At 32.5% G+C, this 16,202-nt stretch carries 16 protein-coding genes; 6 read left to right on the top strand and 10 right to left on the bottom strand.

What is annotated here, in order from left to right:
• Positions 1-616 (top strand): IS3 family transposase (locus IM744_RS15920; RefSeq protein WP_194509139.1); only part of this gene is annotated, 616 nt, incomplete at its 5' end.
• 335 nt (positions 617-951) lie between these two features.
• Here the strand turns inward: IM744_RS15920 and IM744_RS15915 are convergent.
• The 8 genes from IM744_RS15915 to IM744_RS15880 form a co-directional block, all read right to left on the bottom strand.
• The gene (locus IM744_RS15915; protein WP_194509138.1) at positions 952-1,902 is read right to left on the bottom strand and encodes a hypothetical protein; all 951 of its coding nucleotides are present in this window, start codon (positions 1,900-1,902) and stop codon (positions 952-954) included.
• A 257-nt stretch (positions 1,903-2,159) separates the two neighbouring features.
• Complete coding sequence (locus IM744_RS15910; protein WP_194509137.1) at positions 2,160-2,897, bottom strand: uracil-DNA glycosylase family protein; 738 nt, start codon at positions 2,895-2,897, stop codon at positions 2,160-2,162.
• Positions 2,898-3,008: 111 nt separating this feature from the next.
• Positions 3,009-3,767: a peroxide stress protein YaaA gene (gene yaaA, locus IM744_RS15905; protein WP_194509136.1), complete on the bottom strand. Its 759-nt coding sequence runs from the start codon at positions 3,765-3,767 to the stop codon at positions 3,009-3,011.
• A gap of 100 nt (positions 3,768-3,867) precedes the next feature.
• On the bottom strand, positions 3,868-5,256 hold the full coding sequence (locus tag IM744_RS15900; protein WP_194509135.1) for a DUF5672 family protein: 1,389 nt from the start codon (positions 5,254-5,256) through the stop codon (positions 3,868-3,870).
• Entirely contained in the window at positions 5,240-6,424 is a 1,185-nt protein-coding gene (locus tag IM744_RS15895) for a glycosyltransferase family 9 protein (protein WP_194509134.1), read from the bottom strand. The genes IM744_RS15900 and IM744_RS15895 overlap by 17 nt, the downstream gene beginning before the upstream one ends.
• A gap of 152 nt (positions 6,425-6,576) precedes the next feature.
• The gene (locus IM744_RS15890) at positions 6,577-6,792 is read right to left on the bottom strand and encodes a hypothetical protein (protein ID WP_194509133.1); all 216 of its coding nucleotides are present in this window, start codon (positions 6,790-6,792) and stop codon (positions 6,577-6,579) included.
• Positions 6,793-6,847: 55 nt separating this feature from the next.
• Complete coding sequence (locus IM744_RS15885; protein WP_194509132.1) at positions 6,848-7,897, bottom strand: RluA family pseudouridine synthase; 1,050 nt, start codon at positions 7,895-7,897, stop codon at positions 6,848-6,850.
• A 1-nt stretch (position 7,898) separates the two neighbouring features.
• The gene (locus tag IM744_RS15880) at positions 7,899-8,459 is read right to left on the bottom strand and encodes a PASTA domain-containing protein (RefSeq protein WP_194509131.1); all 561 of its coding nucleotides are present in this window, start codon (positions 8,457-8,459) and stop codon (positions 7,899-7,901) included.
• Positions 8,460-8,618: 159 nt separating this feature from the next.
• Here IM744_RS15880 and IM744_RS15875 point away from each other — a divergent pair, with 159 nt between their 5' ends.
• Together IM744_RS15875 and coaD are read left to right on the top strand one after the other, a co-directional pair.
• Entirely contained in the window at positions 8,619-9,596 is a 978-nt protein-coding gene (locus IM744_RS15875; protein WP_194509130.1) for a D-alanine--D-alanine ligase, read from the top strand.
• A gap of 29 nt (positions 9,597-9,625) precedes the next feature.
• Positions 9,626-10,081 carry a pantetheine-phosphate adenylyltransferase gene (gene coaD / locus IM744_RS15870; protein ID WP_194509129.1) on the top strand — a complete coding sequence of 152 codons (456 nt, stop codon included), beginning with the start codon at positions 9,626-9,628 and terminating at the stop codon, positions 10,079-10,081.
• A gap of 403 nt (positions 10,082-10,484) precedes the next feature.
• Here the strand turns inward: coaD and IM744_RS15865 are convergent, their stop codons facing one another.
• Together IM744_RS15865 and alaS are read right to left on the bottom strand one after the other, a co-directional pair.
• Positions 10,485-11,435: a GSCFA domain-containing protein gene (locus tag IM744_RS15865; protein WP_194509128.1), complete on the bottom strand. Its 951-nt coding sequence runs from the start codon at positions 11,433-11,435 to the stop codon at positions 10,485-10,487.
• Between the two features lie 41 nt (positions 11,436-11,476).
• Positions 11,477-14,089 (bottom strand): alanine--tRNA ligase, encoded by a 2,613-nt coding sequence (gene alaS / locus IM744_RS15860; RefSeq protein WP_194509127.1) that lies wholly within the window; start codon positions 14,087-14,089, stop codon positions 11,477-11,479.
• Between the two features lie 192 nt (positions 14,090-14,281).
• Between alaS and IM744_RS15855 the strand changes: the two genes are divergently transcribed.
• Genes IM744_RS15855 through IM744_RS15845 form a run of 3 tightly spaced genes read left to right on the top strand, consistent with a single transcriptional unit; the run spans position 14,282 to position 16,202 of the window.
• Complete coding sequence (locus IM744_RS15855) at positions 14,282-15,253, top strand: M23 family metallopeptidase (RefSeq protein WP_194509126.1); 972 nt, start codon at positions 14,282-14,284, stop codon at positions 15,251-15,253.
• Between the two features lie 4 nt (positions 15,254-15,257).
• Positions 15,258-15,587 carry a MerR family transcriptional regulator gene (locus IM744_RS15850; RefSeq protein WP_194509125.1) on the top strand — a complete coding sequence of 110 codons (330 nt, stop codon included), beginning with the start codon at positions 15,258-15,260 and terminating at the stop codon, positions 15,585-15,587.
• A 12-nt stretch (positions 15,588-15,599) separates the two neighbouring features.
• Complete coding sequence (locus IM744_RS15845) at positions 15,600-16,202, top strand: LemA family protein (protein WP_194509124.1); 603 nt, start codon at positions 15,600-15,602, stop codon at positions 16,200-16,202.

Raw genomic sequence — 16,202 nt, 5'->3', positions numbered from 1 at the left:
TAGAGATACTTTATTTAGTGTTCTTAGAAAACACCAAATGCTAACACTTAGAAAGAAAACCAGTGCTAGAACGACTAACTCGTATCATCGTTTTTATAAGTATAATAACATTATAAAAGACTTAGAAGTTACAAGGCCTAACCAAGTTTGGGTTAGTGATATAACTTATATTAGAACCGTAAAAGGCTTTTGTTACCTAGCACTTATTACAGATATGTATTCTAGAAAAATTGTTGGTTATGATCTTAGTGATAGCTTAGAACTCAAAGGATGCGTCAGAGCGCTTAATAAGGCTATTTATCAAGCTAAAAATATTAAACAACTTATCCATCATTCCGACAGAGGAATCCAGTATTGCAGCAATGTATACACACAAATATTAAAAAGAAAAAAGATAGATATTAGTATGACTGAAGAAAATCATTGTTATGAAAACGCAATGGCTGAACGTGTGAATGGCATTTTAAAAGATGAATTTTATCTCGACCAAACCTTTACAGATATGACACACGCCAAAAGAACTGCAAAAAATGCAATTAATTTATACAACGAAATAAGATTACATTTATCTTTAGACTATAAAACACCAAATATGGTATATCAATTAACAGTGTAAAAATCAATTTTAACCTGTAGCCATATTTCAGGACAAGACACATACTCTAAAAAAACTCCCGATACTGTAGCACTCTAAAATCAAACGTATTGAAGTTTGGGTTTTTAGCTTTAAGATGTTTGTATAATGAGTTTCTACTAATTGAGATATTTGCTGCTCCAGATGAAGAGAAGAGGTTAGTGAGATGGTTTTGACTACATAAAAAACACGATCAACCTTCTTCTAACTGCGAACATTGGCAACAAGGAAAAAAATAAACTTCAAAACACAAAACATTGAAAAGCCAATAATACAAATGGTAATTAGTTTTTTCCCAATACTCTAATACGCAATATTTATTTTATATACTGGATCAAAAACGCAATCACTAAACTAACAGCTAGTCCTATATTTACTTTACCAAAATCTTTGGCGATAATGATATAAGTGTATTTTATTTTCTTTTTATTCAATTGATATGTTATCCCTAATTCTCTTCCTGCTAAAATCCCAATAAACACCCAAGTAGTACTCATAGGAATTGAATTGAGATTCCCAAATACAAATAGAAAAACACCATAGATTAAATCGATAATTGTGGCAGAACGAATATTCTTGGTATTAGATTTTTGATTAACTATTTCCTGGATTTTCCCGCCTCCTTTTCTAAAAATGTATGCCATAATTAGAAAAATGCAGGTCAAGGATAGTAAAAGCTGCTCGATGGTTAGTTTTCTTGGAAGAAAAACAAAAATGTTTGCAAAATCCTGAATCAACCATTGAGACCATAAAAATCCAGTAGAAAACCATTGCGCTATTAACCAATAATGCCTCTTTTTGTGTTTATCTAATTTATCTAAAGAAAATTTGGATTCTAATTTTCCAGAAATAAAAATATACACCACTATGGCAAAAACAAAGGAAATTGCATATCCATAAACCGATTTTAAAATCATTTTTTCTATAATCATACTCGAAGAAAAAACACTTAAAATCATAAATGTAGTACTCACAGGAATTCCGAATCGAGTTATGACCAATAGAGCGATTGGTACTAAAAGATACCACCATTCCAAAGTCTCTGGCAATGGTATATTCGCCAATCTACCATAAGACACATCACCATCATTTACATACCAACCATAACACAACGTTATTGTTAGAATGCTAATGGCAAAAAGCCAAAGCCACCACCACTTTACTTTAAAATTTGAAGATATAAATGTGCCAAGTGTTTGAATAACATCGTTGGCAATCACTGAATACGCTGAAATAATAAAACCAATATAACCTATGAATAATTCCATAATTAGTGATTAAAAATATTGCAAATGTAGTTGGTAAACTATTTTAAAAAATGCTAAGTAATAAAGAATTTTAAAAATTAATTTTTACAGGTTGCTCACCTCATAATAGCTTTACATGAGTCTAATAATTATTTTCAAAATGTTTGGCACTACTTGTTTTATTTGCAGCTTATTTTAAGGTTCTCGTTTAGTTTTCCTCTTTCGTTATTCAAAGATATTTATTACAAACTAAAGGAACTCGTCAGACAAACCATCCACTAAAAAAACTCCCGATACTGCATCACTCTAAAATCAAACGTATTAAAGTTTGGATTTTTAGCTTTGAGATGTTTGTATAATGGGTTTCTACTAATTGAGATATTTGCTGCTCCAGATGAAGAGGTTAATGAGATGGTTTTGATGCTTCTTTTGTTTGGAGATTCTTCGCTACGCTCTGAATGACAATCACACTCTGAATGAGAATCACACACTGAATGACGTTGGTCTTGATGGTAATCAAGTTCAAACTCATGAACTCTTGGTGTTTCATTAGAGACTAATTGTAATTTTAGGTTATAATCTTTTATGTGTTTTCTAAAGAAGTATTCTGGTCCGTTTTTACTGTTTCCACCTGTGAATAGCAGTGTATCTATATTTGGGTATTGTTTTAAATAACCAATCACATCTCTTAGTTTGATGTTTTGCATGCCTAAATCTGAGGCATCAATTTTAGTGCGCTCTGCGCTTTCTACAATATCACAAACACCAATATTGTGTTTTATTAAATAAGCTTTTCGTTGATCTATGGCTTCTTGAGAATTATCGTATCTTAAATCTAAATTATGGATGTTGTCTATAAATTTCCAGAGTGAGTTGTGGTAGCTTCCGTAGCAAAAATCAACATCTTTTTCCAGTAAGTCTCCTGTTGTAAATCTTGGAGGTGGCAATGTACCCACAATGAGTTTTGTGGTGTCTTTTTTTATGAAGGGTTTATATGGATGTTTGTGTTGGAACATGTTTTAAGCGAGTTTGTCATTCCTGCGCAGGCAGGAATCCATAATTATTATTTAGAAATTTAAGCGGATTCCTGCCTGCGCAGGAATGACAAACTCGCAGGAATTAAAGCTCTATCTCGTAAACACCAATTCATTTTCAGTTGATAAATCTTCAGTATAACGATAGTTCTCCATATTAAAACCTTTGATATCTTCAATCGTTTTAGCATTGGTATCAATCACATATCTCGTCATTAAACCTCTGGCTAATTTTGAGAAAATAGCAATGGTTTTATATTGACCGTTTTTTAATTCTTGAAACTTAATATTAATGACTGGTACTTTTAAAGTTTTTGTATCTATAGCTTTGAAATATTCTTGACTTGCAAGATTCAAAAACAATTCGTCATCTTCTAACTCTTCATTTAAAGCTTGAGTGACTTGCTTTTTCCAGAACTCATAAAGGTTTTTATTCTTACCGACTGGAAATTTTGTTCCCATTTCTAACCTATATGGTTGGATGAGATCTAGTGGTTTTAAAATTCCGTAGAGACCAGAAATAATACGTACTGTATCTTGAACTTTATCAAGTCTTTTGTTCTCAATTGTGTAGGCATCTAATCCTCGATATACATCTCCACTAAACGCATAAATAGCTGGTCTTGCATTATCTTTTGTAAAAGGTAATGTCCATTCTTGATTGCGCTCGTAATTTAATTGACCTAAATTATCTGAAATATGCATCAACTTAGACAAGCTCTTTGCAGACTTCTTTTTCAGCAATTTATTAATGCGTTCCGCTTCATTTAAAAAGCGCGCTTGTGTTGCTTTAGTCGTAGGTAATTTACTATCGTAGTCTAATGATTTTGCTGGAGATAAAACGAGTTTCATAGATTCTAAAAATTTATATTCAAAAATACAATTCTAGGGTAGACTTTTCAACTCATTAACAAAAAGAAAAACTATGAACAGATAAATAAAATTTATTACACTATTTATGCATCTGCTCCTCTAATACTTCCCATTCAAAATTGAGATATAGTTGACTCCTAGCATCTAATGGATTTGCTGAGTTTTTGATAATCTCTAATTTATCTGCAATAAGCTGTTCATTAATTTCCTTATCTCTAATCAAACTGTTGTGCTGAGTGTCTTCGGAATCTTTATGCTCTTTATGAACAATATTAGAATAGCGATAAAGAAAAAACTTGGTTCCTAATGCTTTTTGTTGGTGATAAAAAAATATGTCTTCAAAACCATAATTTCCGCTGAATTCTTCATCAACACCTTGCGTTTTCATAAACACCTTTTTGGTCATAAAAAAAACGTTAACGTGTGGTCTTACACTTTCTAAATTAGAAATGGTATTAAACTTAAATACCGAATTGTTAGGAAGACTGTAATCTACTAATTTGCTTAATAAATTTTCTGGAAATAAGACATCTAGATCTGTGGCAATAAAACGTTCTGACTTAGCAAGTTTTACACCAAGATTTCTTGCTCCACCTTGATTCCACATAATATCTGTCTTGACTCTTACAAGTGTATAATTGAGAATTGTATCTTCTGGAATTTCAACTGGAACAGGAGAATGATCATCAACAAACACAAAATGCATATGTTTTAGTATATCTCTACTATAACCACTGTAAACATCAATTAATTCTTGCAATGGGTTAAATGTATTGTCTTCTAGATAAATCTGTACAACATAACTTAATTTTATAGGATTAGTATCATCATTTTGGTTTTGAAGCTTATTTACAAAGTCTTCAACTTTAGGAGTACTCACAAATTTTTCGCTATCCCATAAAGATATGTCTGCGTTATGAAATCCAAACTGCCCATTCCAAGTATTGTTTTCTACGCTAAATTTTTTAGCAATTTCAACAGGCGCATATTTAATACCTTTAGCCTCTAATTCTGGCCTGTAGGTTTCACATATCTTGTGATCTTCTGGATGAAAATCAACAATACTTTCTTCATTTTTTAAAATATTTAGCAGTTTTTTAGACCGAAAACTAAAACCGCCATTTCCCATTCCCCAAAAACATGGTGCGCCAATATAATCGTAATCAAAAAAATCATTAGACCAACGCTTAGGATTTATAACAAAACCATCATATTGAAATACTAAAACAAAATCTGTATCTACATATTTGTAGAGCTCTTTTATCATAAACTCACTGTACGCCTCAATAGATGTTATCTGCGGAATTGTAACCACACGACTATCGCTAGATTCAAAATGCGTTAAGAGTTTAACTGATTTGAAATTGATGAATTTTTCTGAAATATCTGCAGCACAGATTAATCTGTTTAAATCAACACAATCAACTCCCAATAAAGTAACGTTTTCTAAGTTAAGCATTGACTTCATTACTATTATTAAAATTTAAATTAGGAAAAGGCGTAAAAACATGTAATTTCTCTAAAGCCTGAAATGTTTCATTAAACTGAGCTGGCATGTTTTCTACGGAAATATCTTTTTCGGTTAGATTATTAGCTATGAATTTTCGGCTTTCAAAATCTTTTATTTCTAATAAATATTCATTTTCTTTACTGAAAAATATATAAGAATCATCTTCAATACTCATTTTAAAATCTGGATTTAAACAATACAAACTTGATGGAGAGTTATATATTTTATGAAGTAATTTAAGCAACTGATAAAACATTTTTTCAGGCTTTACGCTATTTAAACAAACTCGATCATTGCAATTAATAATGACATGATAGTTGCATTTTAAACCACAATTGCCTTTTTTTCCCCAGATAAGTTCAACTTTATCTGAAAAAGCTCCCCAAGACCCAGGTCCTGTTGGTCCATAAATGGTAAGTATTGGGATATTGAAAGCTCCAGCTAAGTGTGTAATTCCTGCATCATTTCCTATATGAAACTGTGCACCAGAAATTTCATGAGCAACCGCATCTATATCTCCTGTAATTAATTCGATATTTAGATTGTCTTTTTTGAAATAAGGTTCTGGATTTGGATCATCTGGTCCTATAATTATTTTAGCAGTAAATTGAGGAAATGCATCATGTATCAGTTCTATCAATTTTGCATAATAATCTATTGGCCACGCTTTCAAAATAAATCCTGCTCCTGGATGAATGGTATAATAAAGATCTGATGCTTTCCTTTTTTTTAAAAACGGATAAGGCTCTTTAGATTTTTCAATTTCAGAAAACACTGAAACAATACCATCTTTATAATGCTCAATAGAATGTTGCTTTACTCTTTTATGTGTATGGTAAGTAATTTGAGGCTTTTTTACAGTAGTATTATTAAATTTAGGGTAGTTACCTAATTCAATAACCTCTGTGTAATCAGCTTCATTAACTTGGTTTTCATCAATAACAGTAATCCCTTTTAGCTGCGTATTAAAAAGGTTGACCATTCTAGGTTGAGTTGCATAAGTAACCTTGTCAAACTTTTGCTTCAGCATATATAATGAAGGAATTGTAAAAAAAATATCACCTATTCCTCCATAACTTTTATATACTAAAATTGATGATTCCACATCACTTTTTGAAGCGCTCATTCTTATTGTTTAAATTGTTATTGTAATCCTTGGAAAGTAAAAGTATTGTAAACAAAAATGTTTTTCAAATCACACAAAATGGATCATTTGAAAAACATTATAAATTTTTAGAAAACAAGGTTTATTTTGTATTCAGATATAATTAAAAACTACTAATCTTCGTAATATCCATCGTCATAATAACCATCGTCATAATAACCATCATCATAGTATCCATCGTCGTAATAACCGTCATCATAATAACCATCGTTAAACATTGCATCATCATCACTAGACGAACATGACACTGCTGATACTCCAACAATACTAGCTACTGAAGTTATGACTAACGCTTGTCCTGATCTCTTTATAAAGTCTCTTCTTTTCATATTTTATAATAAAATTCTTACTCAAAAATAATATTTTTTTTAATCTAACCAAATTCTAGTCAGAATCTTTATGCTTTGCATAATGTCTCCACTTCTCAATACATTGTTGCATATCTTCTGGAACTGGTGAATCGAAACTCATCTTTTCTCCAGTTTTTGGATGTATAAATCCTAATGTTTTAGCATGCAGCGCTTGTCTTGGTAAAATCTTGAAACAATTATCTACAAACTGCTTGTATTTTGAAAATGTAGTCCCTTTTAAAATGCGCTCGCCACCATAACGTTCGTCATTAAAAAGAGTGTGTCCAATATATTTCATGTGCACACGAATTTGATGCGTACGACCAGTTTCTAACTTACAAGTAACTAAAGTAACATAGCCTAAACGCTCAATAACTTTGTAATGTGTTACTGCTGGTTTTCCTTTCTCGTCTGCATCATCCCCATCAAAAACGGTATTCTGCAATCTGTTTTTGGGATGACGTCCAATATGACCTTCTATCGTGCCTTCATCTTCGTCCATGTTTCCCCAAACAATAGCGACATATTCTCTTTCACTAGTTTTATTAAAAAACTGTTTTGCGAGATGTGTCATTGCATGCTCTGTTTTTGCAACAACGAGTAATCCAGATGTATCCTTATCAATACGATGAACTAATCCTGGACGCTCACTTGAGTTATTAGGTAAATTGTCAAAATGAAAAATCAATGCATTAATCAACGTTCCTGAATAATTACCATGTCCTGGATGAACCACCATTCCTGATGGTTTATTGAGCACTAAAAGCTCATCATCTTCATACACGATATCTAAAGGAATATCCTCTGGTGTCAATAAATTCTCATAAGGTGGATGCTCAAAAAGCACGCGAATCTTATCTAAAGGTTTGACCTTATAATTCTGCTTTACTTGGACATCATTGACGTAAATACTGCCATCTTTTGCTGCTGCCTGAATTTTATTTCGGGTAGCATTCTCGATGCGATTCATCAAATATTTGTCTATGCGAAGTGGTGTTTGGCCTTTATCTGCTGTAAATGAATGATGTTCGTATAATTCGTCATCGTTGTCATCCTTTTCTGGTACTGTATATTCTGTAGTCATTTTAGTTGGATCCTCTTTTTCCGTTGCCTAAAACAACATCAATTTTTGAGGTTAGTGGAAGCATGTCTCCTGCTTTTATGGTTTTTCCTTTGTACTTGATAGCAATTACTTCTTCTTTACCAATATCATCAACATAAGTGACGCTTCCTACTTTAAAACCTAAGGTTTCTAGCGTTGGTTTTGCTTGTCTAAATGTGCGACGTACAATATTTGGAACTGAGACTTTACGATATCCTGACGGATTTAAAGTCAAGTATATTTTTCTATTTTCTTTAACCTGAGAACCTGCTGTTGGATATTGCTCTATCACAGAAAACTTAGGATATTTAGGATTATAATTTGCAGAGTCTTGAATTTCCATCACCAAATCATGGTCATTTAATTCTATTTTCACAGTCTCTAAAGACTTCCCTGTTAACTCAGGCACCTCTATAAACTCTCCATGATTAGTTGTATAGCTTAGATATCGCATCGTTAGAAATACAATAACAACCAAAGCAATTACTGCTAGTCCTATTTGTTTGAAAAATGTTTTACTCTTGAGAAATTGTATGAAACTCATGTCATATTTTATTGTGTGCAAATATATAAAAACGAAAGGGTTTTTATTATGGGTTTATTTGGTATTTTAGCTTAACTGAAAATTCATATGTTTTATTGTTTTTAAAATGTATCAATAATGTTTAATTAAAATGAGATTCCTGCCTTCGTAGGAAATATTATGAAAAAAAATATTGCCATCATTATGGGTGGATATTCTAGCGAATATGAAATCTCCCTAAAAAGCGGACAAGTGGTTTATGACACCCTTGACAAGACAAAATACAATGCGTATCGTGTTCATATTTTCAAAGACAAATGGGTTTTTGTTAATGATATGGATGAAGAGTTTCCAATTGATAAGAATGACTTTTCTGTTTTAGTCAATGAAACCAGAATTAATTTTGATTGTGTTTTTAATGCAATTCATGGTTCGCCTGGCGAAGATGGTTTTATGCAAGGCTATTTTGAGCTGTTGGAAATTCCGCATACGAGTTGTAACATGTATCAAGCTGCATTAACATTTAATAAACGGGATTGTTTAAGTGCTTTAAAACCCTACGGAATTAAAACTGCAGAGTCCTACTTCGTCAACTTAGGCGACAGTATAAATGAAGATGCTATTGTCAATAAAGTAGGTTTACCTTGTTTCGTAAAGGCAAATCGCGCTGGAAGTAGCTTTGGAATCACCAAAGTATATAAAAAAGAAGAATTACAAAATGCGCTTGATGTTGCGTTTAAAGAAGATGATGAAGTTATTATTGAATCTTTTCTTGACGGAATTGAAGTTTCCGTAGGCGTCATAAATTACAAAGGTGAAACGATTGTTTTACCAATTACTGAAATCGTCTCAGACAATGATTTCTTTGATTACAAAGCTAAATATCTTGGACAATCACAAGAAATCACACCTGCAAGAATTGATGAAGATAAAGCAGAACAAGTGAGAACACTAGCCAAAAAAGTATATGAAGTTCTAAAACTAAAAGGATTTAGCAGAAGTGAATATATTTTTAAAAACGGAGAACCTCATCTATTAGAAGTCAATACAGTTCCTGGATTAACTGCTGCAAGTATTTTACCTCAGCAAGCTACTAAAGCAGGGATTAGTATGAGTGAATTGTTTGAGAATGCTATTGAATCTTCTCTCAATAAATAATAATTATCTTTGATTTTAGAAATCAGACTATGAAACGAGCAATATTCCCAGGATCATTTGATCCAATCACTTTAGGTCACCATGATATTATACAGCGTGGTATTAAACTTTTTGATGAAGTTGTAATTGCTATTGGTATTAATAGTGAAAAAAAATACATGTTTTCATTAGAGCAACGACAACAATATATTGAAGAAGCTTTTAAAGATGAGCCAAAAGTAAAAGTTGTCACTTATACTGGATTGACCATTGATTTTTGTAAAGAAATTGATGCAGATTTTATACTTAGAGGATTAAGAAATCCAGCAGATTTTGAATTTGAAAAAGCCATTGCACATACCAATAGAAAATTATCTAAAATTGAAACTGTCTTTCTATTAACAGCTGCAAAAACCTCATATATCTCTTCATCTATTGTTAGAGATGTGATTAGAAATAATGGTGATTACACCGTTTTAGTACCAAAAAGTGTACGTGTTAATTAAGGTTATTTCTTCTTCTTTGGCATTATTTACATCTTATGAGATGCAGAGAATTTCTCAATCTTTGATTAGATAAAATCAACTTATCTACATTTAACCAATCGCTGAGATGCTCTAAAGTCGCTAATACTTTATTAGAATTAAATTTATTAATACCAGTTATCAAATCATTGATATTTGTAGGTAAACCTTATAAATAGAAAAACAGAGAACCATACTCTAATCTCACTTTAGAGCATAAAAAAAGCATCAGATTTGTTAAGGCCTTTTGGGACAACAAAATGAACTGACGCTTTTTACAATTGATTAATAGCATGACGAATATATAACTTAATGTCAGTTGGTTAGGATTTTTTCGATAAGAAGTAATTAAAAAAGATTAAACGTAATTAACTAAAAATCAAGCCTAAAATATGATGTGTGGTAAGTTAGATTGTAAAAGATGTTTCTTTTCTTCTAATTGCTTAACAAAAGTTTGATGTGCATCAGACTGCGAGTTAAATGGACGATGAGATAATCCTTTTTGAATCTCATCTACAGATTTCATTGTAGTTTTTGTTTCTTCGGAAATCCAAACCTGCACAAAACGTTCCCAAATATAATTCACAGCAATCGCATTGGGATGCAACATATCTTCTTTGTAAAATCTATAATCTCGAAGTTCATCCATCATAATCTCATAAGACGGGAAATAGTAGTTATGGTTTCTTGGTTCTATTACTTGATGAATTGCAGCAATTAGATGTGATTTACTCTGCGTATTATCAACAAAGCCATCTTTAATATGTCTTACAGGTGAAACTGTAAAAATAAAAGCGACCTTAGGATTTATGCTTTTAACCAAACTCATAATAGCTTCTAAAGATTCCGTAATTTGTTCTACGGAAAGCAACTCCTTTGAAAATCTTTTCTGCGGAATCTTATGACAATTAGCAACAAACTCATCTGTTTCAATAAAACGATAAGCCCAAGCAGTTCCTAAAGTGATAATTACATTAGAAGCCTCTTTTAAAAACTGATGTGTACTTCTTATTTGATTGTTCAAATTTTGGAGTAATTCAATTTCCGAAGCATTTGAAAATTTAGAATGTGAATCATAACAATGCCATTGTTCATTATGAAAAAAGATATCGTCTTTAGTATATTCTTTTTCATTAATCGCATTGGTAATCAAACTTTCAATCGCTAAAGGATGAAATAAGATTCCAAACGGGTTTTGCAGTTTCTGAAATTTAAAATACTCAAACTTCTCACCGATATTCTCAGAAAAACAAGAACCTAACAAAAGCACCTTTGAGTGATAATCGATTTGATTATAGGTGTTTGGTTTTAGTGGTATTTTGGTTTGTAGATTCATATCATGAGATCCTGAATCAAGTTCAGGATGACAAACTTCTGTTATTTTAAATAGTTTTCTGCAGCCTTCAAAGCAGCCTCAATCCCATCAGGATTCTTTCCTCCTGCAGTTGCGAAGAATGGTTGTCCGCCACCTCCACCTTGGATGTGTTTTCCTAATTCTCTAACAATTGTTCCTGCATTTAAGCCTTTACTTGCAACCAATTCTTTAGAAATGTAACATGATAAAATAGCTTTACCATCATTCTCTGCTCCAAACAATAAGAATAAGTTATCAAACTGACTTCCCAATTCAAAGCATACATCTTTAATTCCTGCTGCATCTAAATCTAGTTTCTTAGCTAAGAAATTAATACCATTAATCTCTGTAATTTCATTCTTAAGATCACCTTTTATAGATTTTGCTTTATCTTTTAATAAGCCTTCAATTTGTTTTTTAAGCGTTGTATTTTCATCCTGCAAACTTTGTAATGCTTTAACAGGTTCTTTTACATTATTCAATAAATCTTTCATTTCAAAATACGCTCTGTTATTTTCAAAATAGAAATCTTTAACTGCATCACTTGTAATCGCTTCAATACGACGAATACCTGCTGCTACTGCACCTTCAGAAACAATTTTAAAATGCCAAATATCTCCTGTGTTTTTCACATGCGTTCCTCCACAAAGTTCTATAGATTGACCAAAACGAACTGCACGAACTGTATCTCCATACTTTTCGCCAAATAAAGCCATTGCGCCTTCGTCTATAGCTTGTTGCATTGGGATGTTGCGCTTTTCTTGTAATGGCAATTTTCCGTCGATACGTCTATTTACAAAATCTTCTACGTCACGTAATTCTTCAACAGTCAATTTTGAAAAATGTGAAAAATCAAAACGTAAATATTTAGAATGCACTGCAGATCCTTTTTGTTCAACATGTGTTCCTAAAACCTCACGTAATGCTTGATGTAAAAGATGCGTTGCTGTATGATTAGACTCTGTTCTACTTCGCTGTTTGGCATCTACCGAAGCCTTAAAAGTTTCATTGACATTTTTTGGTAAGTTTTTAGCAAAATGAACTGCAACGTTATTTTCTCGTTTTGTATCAATGATATAAACGATATTTCCTTGCGCATCTTCTAAATACCCTTTATCTCCCACTTGTCCTCCACCTTCAGCATAAAAAGGTGTCATATTAAATACGAGTTGATATAACTCACCATCTTTTTTAGAGGTCACTTTTCTGTATTTAACAATTTTCACCTGAGCTTCTAAAGTATCATAACCGATAAACTCTTGCTCTTCATCTTCAACAAGGACTGTCCAATCATCAGATTTTAATTGAGACGCCTCCTTTCCTCTTTGTTGTTGCTCTTTTAATTTCTTTTCAAAATCACTATGATTATAAGTGAATCCGTTTTCTCGGAGAATCAAACCTGTTAAATCTTCAGGAAACCCGTAAGTATCTTTTAGTTCAAATACTTTTGCTCCCGAAATTTCTTTCGTTTTTGAATTCTCAATAATACGATCTAGTAAAACCAAACCTTGATCTAAAGTTCTCAAAAAAGAAGTTTCTTCTTCCTTAATTACATTCTCAATCAATTGACGTTGCACTTTCAACTCAGGGAATGCTTTTCCCATTTGTTTCACGAGTACTTCTACTAGTCTATAAATGAATGGTTCTTTTTTATCTAAAAATGTGAATCCGTAACGTACTGCACGACGTAAAATTCTACGAATCACGTAACCAGCTCCTGTATTGCTTGGTAATTGTCCATCAGCAATAGAAAAAGCGACTGCACGAACGTGATCTGAAATCACACGAATCGCAACATCTACCTTTTCATTTTTACCATATTCCTTATCTGTAATCGTTTCAATCTCACGAATAATTGGAGTAAAGACATCTGTATCATAATTAGATTGTACACCTTGCATCACCATACACAAACGCTCAAATCCCATTCCTGTATCAATATGTTTTGCTGGTAAATTCTCTAGAGAACCATTTGCCTTACGGTTGTATTGCATGAATACTAAATTCCAGATTTCTACAACCTGAGGATGATCCATATTGACTAATGTTTTTCCATCCACTTTAGCTTTTTCTTCCGCAGAACGTATATCTACATGAATTTCACTACAAGGTCCACAAGGTCCTTGATCTCCCATTTCCCAGAAATTATCCTTCTTGTTTCCCATAAGGATTCTATCTTCGGAAATGTAACCTTTCCAAAAATCGTAAGCCTCTTGATCCATTGGGATACCATCTTCTTCATCACCTTCAAAAACAGAAACGTAAAGAATATCTTTATCTATTCCGAATCTTTCAGTCAATAACTCCCAAGCCCAAGCAATGGCTTCTTTCCTGAAGTAATCACCAAAACTCCAGTTGCCTAGCATTTCAAAAAGTGTGTGGTGATAGGTATCGTAACCTACTTCTTCTAAATCGTTATGCTTCCCAGAAACACGAAGACACTTTTGAGAATCAGTAAGACGATTGTTCTTAGGTTGCGCATTTCCGAGGAAATACTCTTTAAAAGGTGCCATCCCAGAATTGACAAACATTAAGGTTGGATCATCTTTTAAAACCATTGGTGCAGATTGCACTATGCTATGCTTTTTTTCTTCAAAGAAGTTTAAAAATGTATTACGGATGTCTTGAGACTTCATGTGCTGATTGTTATTTTTTTTCATTTACCACATAGAACATCTCACAAACAGTAACCATTTTGATTACAATTATCGCGTGATGTTTCATGTACTATAGTTAAAAGCTATTTCTATTATATTCGATTAATGAGAAACAATTTATATATTTGTGTAACGTTCTATTCGTCTTGCAAAAATAGAATTTTTTAAGATATGTCTAAAGTAAAATATCATTACGATCCAGAAACACTTTCTTACCGCAAAATTGAGCGTAAGAAAGGTAATACTATTAAGTTTGGATTCATATTTTTATTAGCCTCTGCACTTTTTGCATTATTACTCGTTTTTATTTCAAGTCAATATATTGAATCTCCCAGAGAGCGTGCTTTAAAACATGAGCTTTCTAATATGGAATTGCAATATGACATACTTAATAAACGTGTTGAAAATGCATTTGCTGCTTTAGAAAGTGTTGAAGAACGTGACAATTCAATTTACAGACTCTACTTTGAAGCCAACCCAATCCCAGAAGAGCAACGTCGCGCTGGATTTGGAGGTGTAAATCGTTACAAGAAATACGAAGGCTATGACAATTCAAAGCTTATCATAGAAAGTAACAAACGATTAGAAATGCTTGAAAAAGCAGTAGTCGTGCAATCACGTTCATTAGATGAGATTGAGAAACTAGCTAAAGACAAAGAAAAATTCTTATCATCAATACCAGCAATACAACCCGTAAGAAATAAAGATCTTAAAAGAATGGCTTCTGGTTATGGTTATAGAACAGACCCATTTACTAAAGTACGTAAATTTCATTTTGGTATGGATTTCACTGCACCAAGAGGCACACCAATTTATGCTACTGGTGACGGTATTGTTATTCGTGCAGATAATAATTCTACAGGTTATGGTAACCACATTAGAATAGATCATGGTTACGGTTATGTATCTCTTTATGCACATTTATATCAATATAAAGTACGTGCAAATCAAAAAGTAAAACGTGGAGATCTTATTGGTTATGTTGGAAGCACTGGACGATCTGAAGCTCCTCATTTACACTATGAAGTTTTTAAAGATGAAGAGCGCATCAACCCTATTAATTTTTACTACGGAAATTTAACTGCTGAAGAATATGCACGTTTATTAGAAAAAGCATCATTAGAAAATCAATCTTTAGACTAAAGCTATGCACATAAATCTTCCAGAAAAACGATATTATGGCATTGGCGAAGTCGCTAAAGCTTTTGACGTAAACACCTCTTTAATCCGGTTTTGGGAAAAAGAATTTGATGTTCTAAAACCTAAAAAAAATGCTAAAGGTAACCGTAAGTTTACTCCAGAAGACATCAAGAATCTAAAGTTCATTTATCATTTGGTAAAAGAACGCGGATTTACATTAGAAGGTGCAAAAATACATCTTAAAGAAGGTAAAAAACAATCGCTAGATACCTTTGAAATTATAGAAAAGCTAGAAGGCATCAAAGCACAACTAAACAAAATAAAATCACAACTTTAAAACTCTATCATTATGAAAAAATGGCTCGTTCCTGTTATTATCATTGCTCTTTTAGCATTTGCAATTTATTCTTGGGGAAAAGGATTTAACAATACAGCAGTGCAACTCAACGAAAACGTCAGCGAAGCATGGGGAAATGTTCAAACATCTTACCAACGACGTAATGACCTTATTGGAAATTTAGTAAACACTGTAAAAGGTGCTGCAGATTTTGAGCGTGGTACACTTACAGATGTTATTGAGGCGAGAGCTAAGGCAACTTCAATTACTATTGACCCATCAAACGTGACACCAGAGCAATTGGCAAAGTTTAATGAAGTTCAAGGCGGACTTAGTGGTGCGCTTAAAAGCTTACTGGTCACTGTTGAACGTTATCCTGATTTAAAATCAAACCAAAACTTTTTGAAACTTCAAGATGAGTTGGTTAGTACTGAGAACACCATACAAACAGCTCGTACACGTTACAACGAAGCTATCAAACCTTATAACATTCATGTAAAAGAATTTCCAAATTCTATTCTTGCAGGTTTCTTGAATTTTGATGATAAGCCTTATTTTGACAGTGAAGCTGGCGCAGAAAAACCTGTTGATGTAGAATTTGATTTTAATAACTAA

This window comes from Psychroserpens luteus (assembly GCF_015319355.1).
In the GTDB taxonomy this organism is placed as follows: Bacteria; Bacteroidota; Bacteroidia; order Flavobacteriales; family Flavobacteriaceae; genus Psychroserpens; species Psychroserpens luteus.
The sequence above is the reverse complement of the archived record's forward strand: the minus strand, read 5'-3'. Positions and strand labels throughout refer to the sequence as shown.

What these genes read in the sequence shown, in the direction of transcription:
- IM744_RS15915 (WP_194509138.1), bottom strand. Translation starts at nt 1,902, where the DNA reads ATGGAATTATTCATAGGTTATATTGGTTTTATTATTTCAGCGTATTCA.
- IM744_RS15910 (WP_194509137.1), bottom strand. Translation starts at nt 2,897, where the DNA reads ATGTTCCAACACAAACATCCATATAAACCCTTCATAAAAAAAGACACC.
- yaaA (WP_194509136.1), bottom strand. Translation starts at nt 3,767, where the DNA reads ATGAAACTCGTTTTATCTCCAGCAAAATCATTAGACTACGATAGTAAA.
- IM744_RS15900 (WP_194509135.1), bottom strand. Translation starts at nt 5,256, where the DNA reads ATGAAGTCAATGCTTAACTTAGAAAACGTTACTTTATTGGGAGTTGAT.
- IM744_RS15895 (WP_194509134.1), bottom strand. Translation starts at nt 6,424, where the DNA reads ATGAGCGCTTCAAAAAGTGATGTGGAATCATCAATTTTAGTATATAAA.
- IM744_RS15890 (WP_194509133.1), bottom strand. Translation starts at nt 6,792, where the DNA reads ATGAAAAGAAGAGACTTTATAAAGAGATCAGGACAAGCGTTAGTCATA.
- IM744_RS15885 (WP_194509132.1), bottom strand. Translation starts at nt 7,897, where the DNA reads ATGACTACAGAATATACAGTACCAGAAAAGGATGACAACGATGACGAA.
- IM744_RS15880 (WP_194509131.1), bottom strand. Translation starts at nt 8,459, where the DNA reads ATGAGTTTCATACAATTTCTCAAGAGTAAAACATTTTTCAAACAAATA.
- IM744_RS15875 (WP_194509130.1), top strand. Translation starts at nt 8,619, where the DNA reads ATGAAAAAAAATATTGCCATCATTATGGGTGGATATTCTAGCGAATAT.
- coaD (WP_194509129.1), top strand. Translation starts at nt 9,626, where the DNA reads ATGAAACGAGCAATATTCCCAGGATCATTTGATCCAATCACTTTAGGT.
- IM744_RS15865 (WP_194509128.1), bottom strand. Translation starts at nt 11,435, where the DNA reads ATGAATCTACAAACCAAAATACCACTAAAACCAAACACCTATAATCAA.
- alaS (WP_194509127.1), bottom strand. Translation starts at nt 14,089, where the DNA reads ATGAAGTCTCAAGACATCCGTAATACATTTTTAAACTTCTTTGAAGAA.
- IM744_RS15855 (WP_194509126.1), top strand. Translation starts at nt 14,282, where the DNA reads ATGTCTAAAGTAAAATATCATTACGATCCAGAAACACTTTCTTACCGC.
- IM744_RS15850 (WP_194509125.1), top strand. Translation starts at nt 15,258, where the DNA reads ATGCACATAAATCTTCCAGAAAAACGATATTATGGCATTGGCGAAGTC.
- IM744_RS15845 (WP_194509124.1), top strand. Translation starts at nt 15,600, where the DNA reads ATGAAAAAATGGCTCGTTCCTGTTATTATCATTGCTCTTTTAGCATTT.